Genomic DNA, 15,568 nt, shown 5'->3' with positions numbered 1-15,568 from the left:
GCCAGGCGGGCCATGGCAAAACGGGATCAGCCCTTGATGGCCTCGGCCTTCGCCTGCATGGTCTTTGCCACCTCCGCGGGATCGAGGTCCTGAATGATCATCCGCTGGCTTTCTTCCATCACCATCTTGCTGAATTCATTGTAGAAGAGCTCAAGTCCGGTCGGAATGCGGTCGATACCCGCCTCGGATGCGGCCTTCATCGTCTCGATCAGTACCGGAAAATGCGGGATGGTCTTTTCGACACCCGACACGTCGGCCTTGGGGCTTGGCGGGGTGTTGCCGCCAAGGGTGGCATAGCTGCGCTGGAACTCCGGCGACATCGTCAGCTTGATGAAATCCCAGACGAGCGCCTTCTGGTCATCGGGAATATCGGCCGGCATGGCGAGCACGTTGGACGATCCTCCCAGCGGCGGATGAAGCGGGGGTGCCGCGTAAACGATGTCAGCCTTGGCTGAACCCTTCTCGGTGGTGCCGTAAAGCCAAGGCCCGTCGAGACGCATCGCCATCTTGCCATCGGCAAAAAGCTTGCGCACGTCGCTGGCGCTCATGTCGACCGGGCTGATCCCGCTCTTCATGACGGTTTTCCAGCGTGAAAGACCCTCCACCATCTGCGGCGTATCGATGGTGATATTGCCGTCCTTGTCGGTCCAGTATGCGCCGGCATCGAGGACATAGTTCAGCATCTCCGTCAGATATTGCCCGGGACCGCCCTTGGTCTCGTGGCCGGTCCCGAACTGGTCGATGATACCGTCACCGTTCAAATCCTTGGTGGTGGCTTTTGCGGCCGCCAGAAACTCGTCATAGGTCTTCGGAACCGCGACGCCCGCCTCATCCAGGATCTTCTTGTTATAAGCCATGACGAAGCCGAAGTAGTTCGTCATAATACACACGGTCTCACCGTTCCATTCGCATTTCTGCTGACCGGCCCAGCCGGTCATGTCGATGCCGTCCTTCTTAAGCCACGGGTCGAGCGGCTCCAGCCAGCCGCTGTCGGCGAACATCTGGAACTCGAAGGATGCGAGATGCACGATCTGCGGCGGCTGGTTGGCAGCGAAAAGCGTGGTCATCGTATCCGCGTAGGAGCTGCGTTCCGCCTTGGTGAACTCGATCTTCACGCCGGGATGCTGCTTCTCGAAGGCGGCGATTGCCGAACGCCACCATTCACCCGTTCCCGCGTCATCCGTTTGCCAGGAAATGAATTTCAGGACGGTATCGGCCATGGCAGGGGCAACGGCGCTCATCGTCATCAAAACGGCGGTCGCCGTACCCAGCGCCAGCTTCTTCATTCTTTTGGTCATGGTTTCCTCCTCCAAAGAACCAAATCAGATACGTTCAATAAGGGCGAGCGCCGCCTCCGACGGTCTTACGCCCAGTCCCGGACCCGACGGCAGGTGATACCTGCCTTCGCGGCAATCCATGTCGCCCTCCAGCAGGCGGCGGTTCGGCTCGAAGATCGAATGCTGGAATTCGTGCCCCTTCAGCGTCGGCAACGTCGACGATGCCTGCAGGCTGGCGGCAAGGAATATGCCGGCGCCAATGGTAGCGTGCGGTATGACGTCGATGCCGTGTTCGGCTGCGAGAGCGCCGATACGGATGAAATTGGTGATACCCTTATGGCCCATTTCCGGCTGCACGATCGCAATACGGCAGCGTTCGATGCGGGCGCGCATATCCCAATGGGTGCGCCATTCCTCGCCCACCGCGACCGGCACGTCGGTATTTTTCGAAACCTTTTCCAGCCCGGCAATGTCCTCCGTCCAGACGGGCGCCTCGGCGAACCATGGATCGAATGGCTGCATTTCTGCGATGAGCTCCAGCGCCCGCTCCGGTGTCTGGTTCCAGTGCATATCGGCGGCGATCTTCGCCTGCGGGCCGAGCACCTGCCGAAGATTGGCAAGTTCCGCCGCCGGCCCATCATCGGCAACGGGCGTGGCGAATTTAAAGGCGTCGAAGCCACGATCCTGCCAGTATTTCGCCAGCTCTCCGCGCGCCTTCAGCGTCTTCTCCGGCAGGCCGGAAACATAGGCCGAAAAATTGTCCACGCCGCCACCCAGCAGGTCTCGAATGGATTTTCCGGCTTCCTGTCCGGCAATATCCCAGAGGGCGATATCGATTGCAGCAAGCGCATCCACGTAAAAGCCACCGGTATAACCGCGCACGCGCATCATATCGTAAAGATCGTCGTAGATCGCCGATGGATCGGATGCATCGCGGCCGATCACGAAACCGGCCAGCAGGTCGTTGATGAGAGCCGCCACCGCACCGGGTGCTACGATGCCATAGGTCTCACCCCAGCCGACGGTGCCGGCTTCCGTCGTCATTCGCAGAAGCACGCTGCGGTCGAAGGTTGGATAGACCGTGCGGTTGCCCTTTCTGACGATGTATCCATTGGGGTTGACCACTTCACCTTCCCGCAGCGCTCCGAGATAGGGAACTTTGCGTGGCTGGGTCAGCGTGAAGACTTCGATGGTTGCAACGGGGCTGTTCATGCGGCCTCCGGGGCGACAAGGCCGAGCTCGACGAGGTTGGCGTCGATATCGGCAATCGCCGCCTTGTCGAGTTCCGGGGTGGGCGCGCGGACACCGAGACCCTCGATCACCCCACGGCGGGCCAGCACGTACTTGGTCAGCCGCATGCGATAAACCGCCTGCAGAACCAGAAGCGGAAGAGTGCGGACATAGATTTTCCGGGCCTCATCCTGACGGCCCGCGCGGAGAGCGCGATCTATTGCCACGTGTTCCTCGACGATCTCCAGCGCCGGCATGGCAGCGGTGGCGCCACGCGCATATTCATCCAGAATGTAACGGGCGCCGCCGCCGCCGATGATACCCTTCAATGTTGAGGGCGCATGGGCGATGATATGGCTGATGGCGGGACCGGCCGGCAGCGTTTCTTCCTTGACGTAGGTGACCTGCGGCAGAGACCGGACGATCTCGACAATCGCCTCCGGCGACAGATCAGACCCGCGCGGCGCAGGCGCGTTCTGCAGGATGATTTCAACCCCGGGCAGCGCCTCGACAACCTTACCCAGAAACTCGATCAGCGCCGGCGCATCAGTCCCGACCGATTTTGGCGGCTGAACCATCAGGTGGCGAATACCGAGATCAGATGCGGCGCGGCCATGTTCAACCACGTCTCTCCAGTCTGCCGCGCTCGCGCCCGCCACGACCGGCACCCGGCCAGCAACAGCATCAACAACGATCTTCAGCAGCGACGCACGCTCTGCAGCATCCAAAGTCTCAACCTCACTGGCAAAACCCGGGAACACCACACCATCCACGCCTTTTTCGAGCGCGAAGATCACCAGTCGCTCCATACCCGCTTGGTCAATACCGCCATCCGCCAGAAAAGGCGTTGGCAAAACGGGCAAAATTCCCTTCAGGCCAGCCACCATCTTACTCCTCCCAATTGAGTATCATATATTGATACCTTGAATTCACTAATTGACACTACATAGACTTGAGCCCTATGACAAGCCCCCAGATGAAATGAACGAGGAGGTTCAGGGAAATGGCAGCACGGGCGACATCGATCATCGTCGATTGGGGAACGACATCATTGCGAGCGGCGCTTGTCGGTAACGACGGGGCGGAACTTGAACATCTGGAAACCGCCGACGGCATTTCGAGCCTTGCCGAAGGGCAACATGAGCCTGCCCTCATGAACGCACTCGCCCCCTGGTTTTCAAAACACGGCGCTCTGCCCGTGGCCGCGCTTGGCATGATCACCAGCCGCAACGGCTGGGTCGAGGTGGCCTATGTGCCCTGCCCGGCGGGACCGGCGGAACTTGCCGCCGGCACGGTGCGCAGGACGTTGCCCAATGGGTCCGACCTTGTATTCCTGCCAGGCCTGAACGACCCCGGCCGCCAGCCGTTTCCGGATGTCATGCGCGGCGAGGAAACCCAGATCGTCGGCCACGGCCTTACGGAAGACGCCACCCTCATCATCCCCGGAACCCACAGCAAATGGGCACGGGTGAAGACAGGGCGGATCGATGGTTTCCAGACATTCGTGACCGGTGAAATCTTCAACCTACTCATCAATCACTCCTTCATCGCGCGCGGTTCCGCACAGCCGCCGGTCGACGATCCGGAGGCATACCTGTGGGGTTTGAAAGAGGCCAAAAAATCCGCAGCCATGCTGTCGCTGTTGTTTTCCGCACGCACAGGCGGGCTCGCCGGCAAACTGTCGGCACAGCAGCTGCGGTCTTATGTCCGTGGGCTGGTCATCGGACAGGAATTTCGGCAGGCCCGCGATGCGGGATGGTACGCAGAGGGAGACGATGCGGCGATTGTGGGCAATGATGGGCTCAACGATCTCTATCTGATTGCCGCTGGCGAATTCGGCCTCAGAATATCAATGGGCGATGACGACGCGTTGACGAAGGGAGCCCTGGCGGTTCTGCAGAAGACGCTTTCCTGAATGGAAACGCCGGCTGGACACCTGGTGTCCGGCCTTCACAATACCAGGGACCAACATGTACGATTATCCGGCCAGCATCGGCACCAGCCGTCACGAAAACGATATCCTCACCATCCTGACGCGCCTTCAGCGACTCGGGCTGCCGGTGGACCCGATTGCCTTTTATGGCTCCTCATCTTTCCGGATATGGAACTCCATCGCCGAGGATCTGGGCACGCTCGACATCGTCAATCTCGGCTTTGGCGGCGGCACCTGCCTCTCGGCCGTTCACTACATGGAAAAACTCCTGCTGCCGCTGAGACCCCGGAGAGTGGCGCTCTATTTCGGCGAGAACGACATAGCCAGCGATGGCTTAAAGGCGGCCACGGCGCTGCAACATCTGCAGGCGCTCAGACAGCGCATCCTGCAGAAGCTGCCGCAGACGCAGGTTTTTGTTCTGGCCATCAAGCACAGCCCCGCGCGCTGGATTTATCGTGGCGAATTCGACCTTTTCAACCGCATGGCGCAGGACTGGTGCGAAAACTCCAACGACGCCGTCTGGCTGGACCCGAATGCCGGCCTTATGGGGGAAAACGGCCTGCCGATGTTCCGCTATTATCTTCCCGATCTGGTTCACCTTAATACCGCAGGTTACGCGGTCTGGGCGGAGGCACTTCGGAAGACGCCGGCGCTTCTCGCCTGATTTTCAGGAAAGAAGCCCGGCATCGACATGCTACCGCGTCGCCTGGGCGGATTCGATTGAGTCCGCCAGTATTTCCAGCCCAAGGTCGATCTCGGCATCGGATACGGTGAGCGCCGGCGCAATGCGGAAAACACCGCCCATGCCGGGCAGTTTGACGATGTTCATGCTGAGCCCTCGCAGCATCGCCTCCTGCATGATGCGGGCGCCCAGCTCGAAACCGGGCGCTTTCGTATGCCTGTCGGCCACGACCTCAAGCCCCAGCAGAAGCCCGCGGCCGCGCACGTCGCCGACACATTCGAACCGCTGTTGAAGTGAAAGAAGGCCTTCCTTCAGGCGGTTGCCACGGGCGATTGCCTGCGCGACAAGGCCATCGCGGGCCACCACGTCGAGAACCGTAACGCCGACAGCCGCAGGCAACGGATCCGACACGTGCGTCGTATAGAAGAGAAAACCTCTCTCAAAGGCTTTCTGCTCCACCTCCTCGCTGGTCATTACCGCGGCGAGCGGGAGGCCGGCGCCCAGCGTTTTTGAAAGCGTCATGATGTCGGGTGTAACGCCATCCTGCTGAAAGGCGAACATGTGCCCGGTCCTTCCGACCCCTGTCTGGGCTTCATCGAGGATGAGCAGCATGCCGCGCTCGACGCACTTCTTCTTGAGGGCAGCAAGATAGCCGACGGGCAATTCGAGGATGCCACCGCTCGACAGAATTGGTTCGGCAATGAAAGCGGCAAGATTGCCGGTGGACTGGCGGTCGATCAGTTCGAAGGCGTCATCAAGCTCCGCCTTCCAGTCATTCGATCCATCAGAATTCCTGAAACGCGGACGATAGGCGTTCGGTGCGGGGATGACGAGCGAGCCAGCCGTTGCAGGGCCATAGCCCCTGCGGCCGGCGCTATAGGTCGCGGAAGCCGCTGCGCCGGTCATTCCGTGCCAGCTCTGGGCGAAAGCGACGATCTCGTGACCACCGGTGACGAGCTTCGCCATACGGATGGCCGCCTCGTTGGATTCGGCGCCCGTGGTCAGCAATTGTACCCGGTCGAGACCGGGCGCGAGGGCTGCCAGCCTCGCCGCGAGCTCGACCACGGGACGGGACAACATCCCGGAAAACAGATGCGCAACCGACGCCATCTGCCGGTTGACGGTGGCGACGATGTCGGGATGGGTGTGCCCGAGCAGGGCGCTCATCTGGCCGGAGGTGAAATCGAGGATGGCACGGTCATCCGCATCATAAACGAAACTCCCCTCGGCCCGCTCAACAATGATCTCCTCGAAGGCAGGCCCATAACGGGTGAGATGTCTGTTGGCCGCCGCCCAGAAGGCCGGCTCCTCATTCAACGATGTGAAGTTCTTCGAAAGATCGTCCATGCCGAGGTTCCCTGTGTTTGATTTTGCCGGACGATAACAGGCTCTTGCAGCGACAGTCCAATTGATAGTATTTCAAGCGGATATAGATAATTTTGATATCGCCATGCTTGATCTCACACTCCTGAAGAACTTTGTCACCGTTGCCCGCGCAGGCTCCATCAGCACCGCAGCGACGCAGGTGGGGCGCACGCAATCGGCGCTCAGCACACAGATGCAGCGGCTGGAAGAACAGGTGGGGCAACCGTTGCTGCAACGAACCGGTGCGGGCGTACGGGTGACGGCGGCGGGCGAAAAACTGCTGGCCCATGCCAGCACCCTGCTTGCTCGTCATGACGAAATCCTCGCCGACATGAACGGCGCAACCGTCCAGGGCACGGTTAGCCTCGGATGTCCCGAAGATTATTCCATCGCCTTTCTTCCCGAATTGCTCAGGGGCTTCTGCGCCACCTATCCGGAAGTGGATTTGCGTATGGTCTGCGCGCCGACGATAGAGCTGCGCCCTCTCCTTCAGCGCCGTCAGATCGACATGGCGCTGGTTTCGCGCTCGGAACCGGATCACTCCGAGGTTCTTCGAAGGGAAAGCTTCGTCTGGGTGGCGGACAGGCCGGACACGGAACTTCTTGCCAAGGATGTGCTGCCGCTCGCTCTTTCGGCACCGGCGACGCTGGATCATCGCGCGGCGTGCAACGCCATGGAAACAGCCAATCGCCGCTACAGGATCGCCTTTGCCAGCAACAGCCTAGCGGGCCTCATCGCAATTGCGCGATCCGGCCATGCCATCAGCGTGCTCACGAGAACCGCTGTTCCACCGGATCTGCACGTCGTTAAAAGCTGGCTGCCTCCGCTGCCGACAATCGGCATAGCAATCGAATGCTCCGGCCCGCAGAGCTCCCCTGCAGCCAGGGCCTTGGGTGACCACATCCGTGCCGTTCTTCCAAGGTTGACCCCTTGAAACATTCCACCCAAGGCCACCGCATTCGCGCGGCTTTTGGATGAACGCAATGCAGTTTTGCCCGAGAGCCAAAAGAGGCCCGTTGTTCTTTTCAAACAACGAGCCTCTATCGTGCCGCTTGGCGGAGCGACCGGAGACAAATTCGCCTCCTGCACATGAACCTCAGATGAACAGCGACCCTTAACAAAGCCCGAGAAACCACCCGTAAGAATCCGGCGTAACGGCAGGCCGGATCGTTGAGATAACTCCGACAGAGCTTGGAAATTGCGTCGAGGGATCAGATCGGATCAAGACCCGCTCAACGAAAACGTGTATCCAGCGATCAGGGCAGCCATCTGGTCAAACCTTCGGACGCCCCTTCCGGGTGCACGTCGGCAGGCGACCATCTGCGGCAGGAATATCTCATGGGGTTGATGGCTATGGGGCCAGCATTGCACATGCCGAGGGACCGGTGATGGAAACAAGACGAAACCGCGTCATCACGACTGGAATAATTCTGGGGCTTCTCGGCGCGATGATACCGATCGCCACCATGGCCTACGCATCATGGATCATCGCGGTCAGGAAGGATCAGGACATTTTGAAGACGCTTGCCGATCAGGCTATTCAACGGGCGTCGGACACGTTCCGGGACGCAGAGAATGCGCTCGATGAGGTGGAGGCTGCCCGCTTGCCTTCCTGTTCCAACGACCACATAGAACTGATGCGCAGACTGACGATAAATGCACCCTCAGTGGAAGAAATCGGATATTTCGAAAACGGCGTCCTGAAATGCACCTCCTGGGGAGCCACCCAGGAAACGATACGCCAATCGCCGATCGATTTTACGACCGGGCAGGGATTAGAGGTGGCTATTCGCGTGGAGCCAAGCGCCAGTCGCGGCACACGGATGATCGCCCTTCACCACGGCGCGCACGGCGCACTTGTCAAACCCTCGCGTTTTGTCGACATCCTCATGGATGACAGCATGTCCCTGGCTCTTACGAACGACCGGGGCATTTTGATAAATGAACTGAATGCACCTGACCGCGCCCTGGTGCCGGCACCGCTCGGCAAGCCCGAAAAGGGCATGACGGAAGACACCATCTATGCTGTCAGCCGCCGTGACGATCTGGTGGCGATTGCGATGGAGCCACGTTCCAACGTCGCAGAGCAGGTGCGGCGTGAACGGATCTTGTTTCTTCCCGCCGGGGCAATTGTCGCGACCTTTGTGGTCGGCATCGTGGCATGGTTGTCGAAGAGGCGCCTGTCGCCACTCGCGGAGCTCGAGATCGCCGTTCGCAAACGGGAATTCATCGTTCATTACCAGCCGATCGTGGAATTGAAGACGGGCATCTGCGTGGGGGCGGAAGCGCTGGTGCGATGGAGGCGGCCGGACGGTACGCTTGTCCGCCCCGACCTGTTTATCCCCCTGGCGGAAGAAAGCGGCCTGATCATGCCGATCACCGATCAGGTCATCGACGCCGTCATTGCCGATCTTCGCAAGGTGCTTGTCGAGGACCGAACCCTGCACATCGCCATTAATCTCTGCGCCGACGATATCAAGTCTGGGCGTGTTCTCGCGGTCATCGCCAGCAAGCTTCGGCATACGGACATCCGGCCCGAGCAGATCTGGCTTGAGGCCACCGAGCGCGGCTTCATCGACATCAACGCGGCAAAGGTCACTCTTGCCGAGGCGCGCCAGCGCGGCCATTCGGTGGCGATCGACGATTTCGGAACCGGCTACTCCAGCCTTCAATATTTGCAGGGCCTTCCCCTGGACGCGTTGAAGATAGACAAATCCTTTGTCGACACGGTGGGCAAAGACACCGCAACGAGTTCGGTCACATCACACATCATCGGCATGGCGAAAGCGCTTGGCCTGTTCACCGTGGCAGAAGGTATCGAGGCGGAAGACCAGCGGGACTATCTGGAAGGTCAGGGTGTGGATTTCGGTCAAGGATGGCTGTTTGCGAAAGCGCTTCCCGCCAGCGAATTCCTTGCCTACCACCGTCACACGAAGCAGAAATACGGCGCCTCTCCCGAAATCATCAAGGCGGCGGGCAAGTAGGACATGGTCGTGTGCGAGGTCGAATCCCGGGCTGGCAGGCAACACAGGTTGAAACTGCAATATCTCAAAAAGAGACCTCCCCAAAAGCATCTTGGAGGAGGCCAGTTGGGGAGGTCGTCCACGGTGACCAAGCCAGGGGCAGTTTCGGAGCGCTTGGCCACACAGCCCATCGGACGGGCCGCTCTCGAACCGGGCACTGCGGCAATTGTTCCCTGACAGGCGTTTTTTGACTTCATCCGCATCCCAGGGGCAGCAATTGATACCCTGAGAGAAAAGCGCGAACCTCAGCCGGCGGGAACATCATCTGGCGAGGCGGGTTAGGGGCGGTTCAACAACAGGAGAAACGCGATGCCTCGCGGCGACAAATCGTCCTACACGGACAAGCAGAAGCGCAAGGCCGAACATATCGAAGAAGGATATGAGGATCGTGGCGTACCCGAAAAAGAGGCCGAACGCAGGGCCTGGGCCACGGTGAACGAGGAGAGCGGCGGTGGCAAGAAATCCGGCGCCGGCCGCGGACACGCGGAAAACCACGCGCCATCGAAAAAGGGTGGCCGCAAGGGCGGCGAGGCCGCGGCTGCGAGACCCAAGGCCGAACGGTCCGCCTCCGCCAAGAAGGCTGCGGCCACCCGCAAGCGCAATGAACAGCATGCACACCATTGAACCGTAAACCGATCGTGTGTTCGCCAACCAGAGGCGCTGATGACGTCCATGACGTCATGACATCCGATGCGTGCAACATGAATGCCGGGGAAACCGTTCAGGAGGCTTGCGTGGCTGAACAATCAGCCAAGGGCGGTCACCTGCCTTCCCAACCGGCACCGATCAGTCCCCGTCGGTTTCAGCGTTCTCTCCGCCCCGCATCATCGTCAGCAGCGGTTCGCGCGCGATGTTTTCTTCGATCCGCTGATGGCCAGAGGTTTCCGGTAGAGCCTTCTTGAAGTTTGCTGCGTAATCCTTCGGCATTTTCGGTGGCATCATCGGTTCGTATCTATCGACATTGGCCTGGATAATGACCGGTCCTTCCACCGCGAACGCCTCGTCAAGAACCCGCTCGATCTCATCAAATGTGGAGATCGTGAAACCTCTTCCCCCCATTGCATCTGCCGCCGCGGCAAAGTCGATCGGCGCGAGTTCGCAGGCGAATTGCGGGTGGCCGAGGAACATCATCTGCTCCCAGGCGATCTGGTTCAACATTCCATTGCATATGACCAGGATCCTGAGCGGCAGGCGATGCCGCACGGCGGTGGAAAATTCGCCCAGTTGCATTGCAAGGCCGCCGTCGCCCACAACCGCATGCACATGTCGGCCGGGACACGCCAGCCCTGCGGCAATGGCATAGGGCAAACCGGAGGCCATCGAGGCGAGTGCACCCGAAACGGAAAAGGCGTTTGTGGTCCTAAGATCGATGTGGCGCGCCGCCAACTCGGTATTCTGGCCTGAGTCGGTCACGAGCATTGCGTCCGAACCCATGCGTCGCCCAAAGGCATGAGCCACCGGCTGTGGCTTCAATGGGTGCGAGCGGTCCGAGGTGAGAAGCGCCATCTGATCACGCCACCCGCGCATCTGGTCCTGTGCGGCTTCAAGAAAAGACCGGTCGCCCTTTTTGTCCAGCATGGCGTTCAGGCGGCGCAATATGTCGCCCGCATCGCCCACAAGGCCACACTGCACCGGATGACGAAGCCCAATGCGTTGCGGGTCGAGATCGATCTGGACTGCCTTGACTGCCCGGGGATCAGGGTAAAATTCGATATAGGGAAAAGTCGATCCGACAATCAGCAACGTGTCGCAGTTTTTCATGATTTCCTGGGATGGTGCAGTGCCCAGGATACCGATACCGCCGGTGGTGTATGGGTCGTCATCATCCAAGGCCGCCTTGCCGAGAAGCGCCTTCGCCACCGGTGCGCCCAGCAGTTCCGCGCTTTGCTTCAGCTGGTCGCGCGCTTCGATAGCACCGCGCCCGGCCAGGATAGCCACCCTTTTTCCGTCGTTGAGCAAGCCAGCGGCCTCTCGGACAAGATTGTCAGCGGGTTCGTGGCGGTAAGAGAACCATTCATTCGGAACGTGCCTCGGCAGGTTTCGCCGGGATCGGCCTTCCTCTTCGGCCGGCTTCTCCTGCGTGTCGTTGGCGACCGAAAGATGCGCCACACCGCGGCGGGCGAGAGCGGTGCGGCAGGCAAGGCTGGCGACATTTTCCATATGTGCCGCGTCGCTGACAACAGTATTGTAGACGCTGACATCTTCAAAGACCCGTGTCAGGTCAACATCCTGCTGCGTAAAGGTTTCGACTAGGTCATGATATTGCATCCCGGTGATCGCAAGGACAGGAACCTGATCGAGTTTGGCATCATAGAGGCCTGTCAGCAGATTGGTGCCGCCGGGTCCCGAGGTCGCGAGACAGACCCCCAGCTTTCCCGTCCATTTGGCGTAGGCCGTCGCCATGAAGGCCGCAGACTGCTCATGCCGGGTCTGGATAAACCTTACGGCGTCCTGACGCTTGCGCAGCGCTTCCATCACGCCATTGATACCATCGCCCGGAAGACCGAAGACGGTATCGACGTTCCATTCGATCAATGTCTCCACCAGAATATCGGCTGCTGTGGTCATTGTCCGTTCCTCGCTCCTGTCGCACCCCACCGATTGCCGTCGGGATGCTCATTTTCCAAGAGAGTCGTATTCGGCTCCACGATACGACGCTGTCGGGGTCATCGCCGCGGCCGAAGCGAGCCCCAAGGCAGCTGACCCGTCGCCCAGGCACGCGCCCCTCCACACGGCTTGCCCACCGGGTTCAGATGATCGGCTTGCCGCCGGTCACGGCTATGGTTGCGCCGGACACATAGCTCGAAAGAGGATCAGCCAGCATGACATAGGTTGTCGCCAATTCGGCCGGCTGGCCCGGGCGCTTCATCGGCACCTGCTTGCCAAACTCGGCTACTTTTTCCGCGGGCATGGTGGACGGTATGAGGGGTGTCCAGATCGGACCGGGCGCGACCGCATTCGCCCGGATGCCTTTTTCCGCCAGCAGCTGCGCCAGGCCAGCCGTAAAATTCTGGATCGCGCCCTTCGTGGTCGCATAAGCAAGGAGAGTCGGATTGGGACTGTCGGAATTGACGGAGGCGGTGTTGATGATTGCCGCCCCGGCCTTCATATGTGGAACGGCTGCCTTTGTCAGGTAGAACATTGCGTGGATATTGACGGCAAAAGTCATCTCCCACTCGTCGTCACTGATGTCTTCTATTTCGGTGAAGGTGTTTTGATGGGCCGCGTTGTTGACAAGGATGTCGATGCCGCCCAGTTCCGTACGGGCCTTCTCGACAATCTGGCGGCAATGGGAGGATGACTGGATGTCGCCCGCCACCAGAACCGCCCTGCGTCCGGCTTCCTCCACCAGACGCCTCGTTTCTTCAGCGTCATCGTGTTCGTCGAGATACGCTATCAATATATCGGCGCCCTCGCGCGCATAAGCGATGGCGACTGCCCGTCCGATACCGCTGTCGCCGCCGGTAATGATCGCCTTTTTTCCTTCCAGTCGGCCAGACCCGACATAGGTCTTTTCACCATGATCAGGAACAGGTGACATCTCATTGGTACGGCCTGGGATTTTCTGTTGCTGTTCTGGAAAAGGGGGCTGCGGGTAACCGGTCATGGAGCTTTCCTGTCTTTCACAAAATAAACAAAGAAATCCCCGCGGCGTGCGCGGGGATCTTTCGGCTATCGGTAGTCACTAGGAGTTTTTATGGCTCTGCTGGCCGGCCTTCACATGCTGCTCATGCGTGCCGCCGCGGGTTTTGCCGTTGTCACCGCTGCCGGAGGCCGATGCAGACTGCGAACGCTTATCGCTGCCTTTATGGCTCTGCTGGCCTGCTTTCACGTGCTGTTCGTGCGTACCACCCTGATTTGCCATGGTATGTCTCCTCATGTTGGTGATTTATCACTCGCGCGCCTCATGGCCCGCACCAGTCGAACTGCGCGGCCCGAAAGGAGTTCCGAGATTTAACATTTCGTGAGGACGTATTTCAGGGACCGGCGTGGAACGCTGGCTCGCGGCCCTTGAGCTTTTGGCCCAGATGGTCGGCAAGCCGCATGGCAAGCGCCACGGCCGGCAAGGTGGGATTGGCGTGCCCGCCCGTCGGGAACACGCAGCTCCCGGCGACATAGAGATTGGCGATACCGTGGACCTTGCAGTCACTGTCGACCACGCCCGCATCGGCTGTTGCGGCCATCCGGGTCAAGCCGATCTGATGGAACCCGTCATAGGCCTGAACACGAAGAGCCTGCCGCCGCTCCGAAGAGGGGTGTAGAAAGTCGAGCTTCCCTACCCCATTTTCCCGCAGCCACTGATCCAAAAAGGCATGGGATTTTTCGATCGACTCAAGATCTTCCTCGCTGACCCGATAGTCTATCGCAACAGCGGCGGGCCGATCTTCCACGCCGGCGGGAGGCGGCAGAACCGTGCTGGCGTGATCAGGTATCTGCTCTGCGTGATAACGCAGGAGATAGCGCCGTGCCGGATTCACGAGCGGTTTATTGCGATCGCGGCGGCGGAGGAGCTGGCCGACTGTGGCCTGCAGATCGCGAAAAGCCGACAATGTAGGGACCAGATTCCGGAAATGCTCGCGATAACGAACGCCTGTGCTCAGGCGGGACCCTGCGGCCTTGCCCTTGGCCAGCAGACCATAAAGTCCGGTTAATTGCAGGGCGAGAAAGAGGGCGGAAAGACCGGCAGAATGGTGAATCGCGTTCGATATGGAGATGGTATCAAGCCAGAAGACGGAATTGAGCAGACCCAGACGCTGCTGGACATCCCCGGAAAGCTGGAACCTTCGACGGAAAATTCCGCCGGAAGGCGCTCTTTGAAAAGACAGCTGTTCCACCGTGGCGTCATTCTCAAGCTCGATCACGGCAATATAACCGGTGAGATGGCCTTGATAATAATGCCCGAGCGTCGGAGAAATACGCTCGGGCTGTTTCTTGCGTAGTTCGTGAAGCAAGCGGACATTGCCCACGCCGCCGCAGGCCAGCACAAGCATCGTTACCGGAACACGCATGTCGCCATGCCCGTTGCTGAGCCGGACATCCGTAACCGCCCCCGTGGCGTCGACATCGATTGTCGTTGCGGATGTATCCGAAAGAAAATGTATCAAACGGGATTTTTCAATTCGCTCCCGGCATGTCACGCCAAGGTCCGGCTGGCTGCTCCACCACTCGATAGAGTCAAGATGGATATCTCCCGCCGGTGAAGCACCGACGCCCGGCGACAGAGCCGAAGCCCTGACATTCAGAAAGTGCAGGGCATCGGCATAATAGCGGCTTATACTCTCATGACCGATCGGCCACCCGGAATTGGGAACATGCGCACGCTCGAGAAAGTCAATGTCATCGAACGGCACGCAACGCCCGCCCCACAGTGACGTGGTCCCGCCAAGCCCTCCTGCCGTTGAAGAAGCCAGAGGCGCATGGTGGTGGTTTGTAATGCTGGCAAGCCGTCCATCATGACCATTTCGGCCCGCCTCCACCAGCAGAACACTTACGCCCTGTCTTTCGAGGGCAAAGGCAAGCGCGAGCCCGACCGGCCCCGCCCCAATAACGCAAACCTGAAACGATATCGAAGACGCGCCCGGATTGTATTCGACCATCACCCCTCGCTTCCACGGATCATTTCCACACTAACGGAAGGTGGGGGGTGCCTTGCAACGCCAAGTTTTCACCGTTCACTTCGCGCCACTCGCCCCCCGGGCGGGAGCGCCGTACAGGCTAGCCAGAGAGCTCGCGGGACGCAAACCCGAGTGCGAGAGAAGAGCTAATGCGGCAGCGGCTTCGGAACCATGCAGATGAAGAGCAATTTCAAAGCCGCGCCGTTCCAGCCAACGGGCCACGACCCGGGCGCGAGCTTCCAGCGGCTTATCTACGGGAACGGTGCGAGCGGCATCATTCACCGGCAACACACATGTCTGCCGCTGAGTTTCCGAAACGAAGCCAGCGTTAACCGTCGCCCCGCGCTCAGCCCGCGCAGAATTTTTTCTCGACATCGTGATTGCTAACTGGGGCAGCCCCCTTTCCACCGACTTGGGCGAAAGACAGTGCGGGGCGATTTCTC

Annotated in this window: 13 protein-coding genes; 5 read left to right on the top strand and 8 right to left on the bottom strand. The window is 59.9% G+C overall.

The genetic code is table 11. The features are described 5' to 3' along the window. Positions 1–26: 26 nt before the first annotated feature. From K7A42_RS02485 to K7A42_RS02475, 3 genes are read right to left on the bottom strand one after another with little or no spacing between them, the layout of a single operon-like run. The gene (locus tag K7A42_RS02485; RefSeq protein WP_004438170.1) at positions 27–1,298 is read right to left on the bottom strand and encodes an ABC transporter substrate-binding protein; all 1,272 of its coding nucleotides are present in this window, start codon (positions 1,296–1,298) and stop codon (positions 27–29) included. Between the two features lie 24 nt (positions 1,299–1,322). Continuing rightward, on the bottom strand, positions 1,323–2,489 hold the full coding sequence (locus tag K7A42_RS02480) for a mandelate racemase/muconate lactonizing enzyme family protein (protein WP_044459757.1): 1,167 nt from the start codon (positions 2,487–2,489) through the stop codon (positions 1,323–1,325). Further along, complete coding sequence (locus tag K7A42_RS02475; protein ID WP_004438166.1) at positions 2,486–3,394, bottom strand: dihydrodipicolinate synthase family protein; 909 nt, start codon at positions 3,392–3,394, stop codon at positions 2,486–2,488. Before K7A42_RS02475 ends, K7A42_RS02480 begins: the two co-directional genes overlap by 4 nt. A gap of 116 nt (positions 3,395–3,510) precedes the next feature. On the opposite strand from K7A42_RS02475, the gene K7A42_RS02470 reads away from it, so the two are divergent. Together K7A42_RS02470 and K7A42_RS02465 are read left to right on the top strand one after the other, a co-directional pair. After that, entirely contained in the window at positions 3,511–4,422 is a 912-nt protein-coding gene (locus K7A42_RS02470) for a 2-dehydro-3-deoxygalactonokinase (RefSeq protein WP_112555483.1), read from the top strand. A 55-nt stretch (positions 4,423–4,477) separates the two neighbouring features. Beyond that, positions 4,478–5,104 (top strand): GDSL-type esterase/lipase family protein, encoded by a 627-nt coding sequence (locus tag K7A42_RS02465; RefSeq protein ID WP_112555481.1) that lies wholly within the window; start codon positions 4,478–4,480, stop codon positions 5,102–5,104. Positions 5,105–5,134: 30 nt separating this feature from the next. Here K7A42_RS02465 and K7A42_RS02460 read toward each other — a convergent pair whose 3' ends face one another. After that, positions 5,135–6,469 carry an aspartate aminotransferase family protein gene (locus tag K7A42_RS02460; RefSeq protein WP_112555479.1) on the bottom strand — a complete coding sequence of 445 codons (1,335 nt, stop codon included), beginning with the start codon at positions 6,467–6,469 and terminating at the stop codon, positions 5,135–5,137. A gap of 103 nt (positions 6,470–6,572) precedes the next feature. Between K7A42_RS02460 and K7A42_RS02455 the strand changes: the two genes are divergently transcribed. The 3 genes from K7A42_RS02455 to K7A42_RS02445 all read left to right on the top strand — a co-directional run bounded on the left by K7A42_RS02455 (position 6,573) and on the right by K7A42_RS02445 (position 10,134). Beyond that, positions 6,573–7,421, top strand: coding sequence for a LysR family transcriptional regulator (locus K7A42_RS02455; protein WP_044459754.1), 849 nt, complete (start codon positions 6,573–6,575; stop codon positions 7,419–7,421). Positions 7,422–7,875: 454 nt separating this feature from the next. Next, positions 7,876–9,471, top strand: a complete 1,596-nt coding sequence (locus K7A42_RS02450; protein WP_112555475.1) for an EAL domain-containing protein — start codon at positions 7,876–7,878, stop codon at positions 9,469–9,471. Positions 9,472–9,819: 348 nt separating this feature from the next. Further along, on the top strand, positions 9,820–10,134 hold the full coding sequence (locus K7A42_RS02445) for a plasmid stabilization protein (RefSeq protein ID WP_112555474.1): 315 nt from the start codon (positions 9,820–9,822) through the stop codon (positions 10,132–10,134). Between the two features lie 162 nt (positions 10,135–10,296). Here the strand turns inward: K7A42_RS02445 and K7A42_RS02440 are convergent, their stop codons facing one another. The 4 genes from K7A42_RS02440 to K7A42_RS02425 all read right to left on the bottom strand — a co-directional run bounded on the left by K7A42_RS02440 (position 10,297) and on the right by K7A42_RS02425 (position 15,107). Continuing rightward, entirely contained in the window at positions 10,297–12,078 is a 1,782-nt protein-coding gene (locus K7A42_RS02440; protein WP_112555472.1) for a thiamine pyrophosphate-binding protein, read from the bottom strand. 181 nt (positions 12,079–12,259) lie between these two features. Continuing rightward, the gene (locus K7A42_RS02435; protein ID WP_034498416.1) at positions 12,260–13,117 is read right to left on the bottom strand and encodes an SDR family oxidoreductase; all 858 of its coding nucleotides are present in this window, start codon (positions 13,115–13,117) and stop codon (positions 12,260–12,262) included. A gap of 78 nt (positions 13,118–13,195) precedes the next feature. After that, positions 13,196–13,375 (bottom strand): hypothetical protein, encoded by a 180-nt coding sequence (locus K7A42_RS02430; RefSeq protein WP_006698694.1) that lies wholly within the window; start codon positions 13,373–13,375, stop codon positions 13,196–13,198. A gap of 112 nt (positions 13,376–13,487) precedes the next feature. Further along, on the bottom strand, positions 13,488–15,107 hold the full coding sequence (locus tag K7A42_RS02425) for an FAD-dependent oxidoreductase (protein ID WP_112555470.1): 1,620 nt from the start codon (positions 15,105–15,107) through the stop codon (positions 13,488–13,490). Between the last annotated feature and the right edge of the window lie 461 nt (positions 15,108–15,568).

This window comes from Agrobacterium sp. InxBP2 (assembly GCF_026191755.1).
Classification (GTDB): Bacteria; Pseudomonadota; Alphaproteobacteria; order Rhizobiales; family Rhizobiaceae; genus Agrobacterium; species Agrobacterium pusense.
This window is presented reverse-complemented; position numbering and strand designations above follow the sequence as displayed.

Coding starts and splice junctions, on each gene's coding strand:
- K7A42_RS02450 (WP_112555475.1), top strand. CDS start 7,876: ATGGAAACAAGACGAAACCGCGTCATCACGACTGGAATAATTCTGGGG.
- K7A42_RS02440 (WP_112555472.1), bottom strand. CDS start 12,078: ATGACCACAGCAGCCGATATTCTGGTGGAGACATTGATCGAATGGAAC.
- K7A42_RS02485 (WP_004438170.1), bottom strand. CDS start 1,298: ATGACCAAAAGAATGAAGAAGCTGGCGCTGGGTACGGCGACCGCCGTT.
- K7A42_RS02430 (WP_006698694.1), bottom strand. CDS start 13,375: ATGGCAAATCAGGGTGGTACGCACGAACAGCACGTGAAAGCAGGCCAG.
- K7A42_RS02470 (WP_112555483.1), top strand. CDS start 3,511: ATGGCAGCACGGGCGACATCGATCATCGTCGATTGGGGAACGACATCA.
- K7A42_RS02475 (WP_004438166.1), bottom strand. CDS start 3,394: ATGGTGGCTGGCCTGAAGGGAATTTTGCCCGTTTTGCCAACGCCTTTT.
- K7A42_RS02480 (WP_044459757.1), bottom strand. CDS start 2,489: ATGAACAGCCCCGTTGCAACCATCGAAGTCTTCACGCTGACCCAGCCA.
- K7A42_RS02455 (WP_044459754.1), top strand. CDS start 6,573: ATGCTTGATCTCACACTCCTGAAGAACTTTGTCACCGTTGCCCGCGCA.
- K7A42_RS02460 (WP_112555479.1), bottom strand. CDS start 6,469: ATGGACGATCTTTCGAAGAACTTCACATCGTTGAATGAGGAGCCGGCC.
- K7A42_RS02435 (WP_034498416.1), bottom strand. CDS start 13,117: ATGACCGGTTACCCGCAGCCCCCTTTTCCAGAACAGCAACAGAAAATC.
- K7A42_RS02465 (WP_112555481.1), top strand. CDS start 4,478: ATGTACGATTATCCGGCCAGCATCGGCACCAGCCGTCACGAAAACGAT.
- K7A42_RS02425 (WP_112555470.1), bottom strand. CDS start 15,107: ATGGTCGAATACAATCCGGGCGCGTCTTCGATATCGTTTCAGGTTTGC.
- K7A42_RS02445 (WP_112555474.1), top strand. CDS start 9,820: ATGCCTCGCGGCGACAAATCGTCCTACACGGACAAGCAGAAGCGCAAG.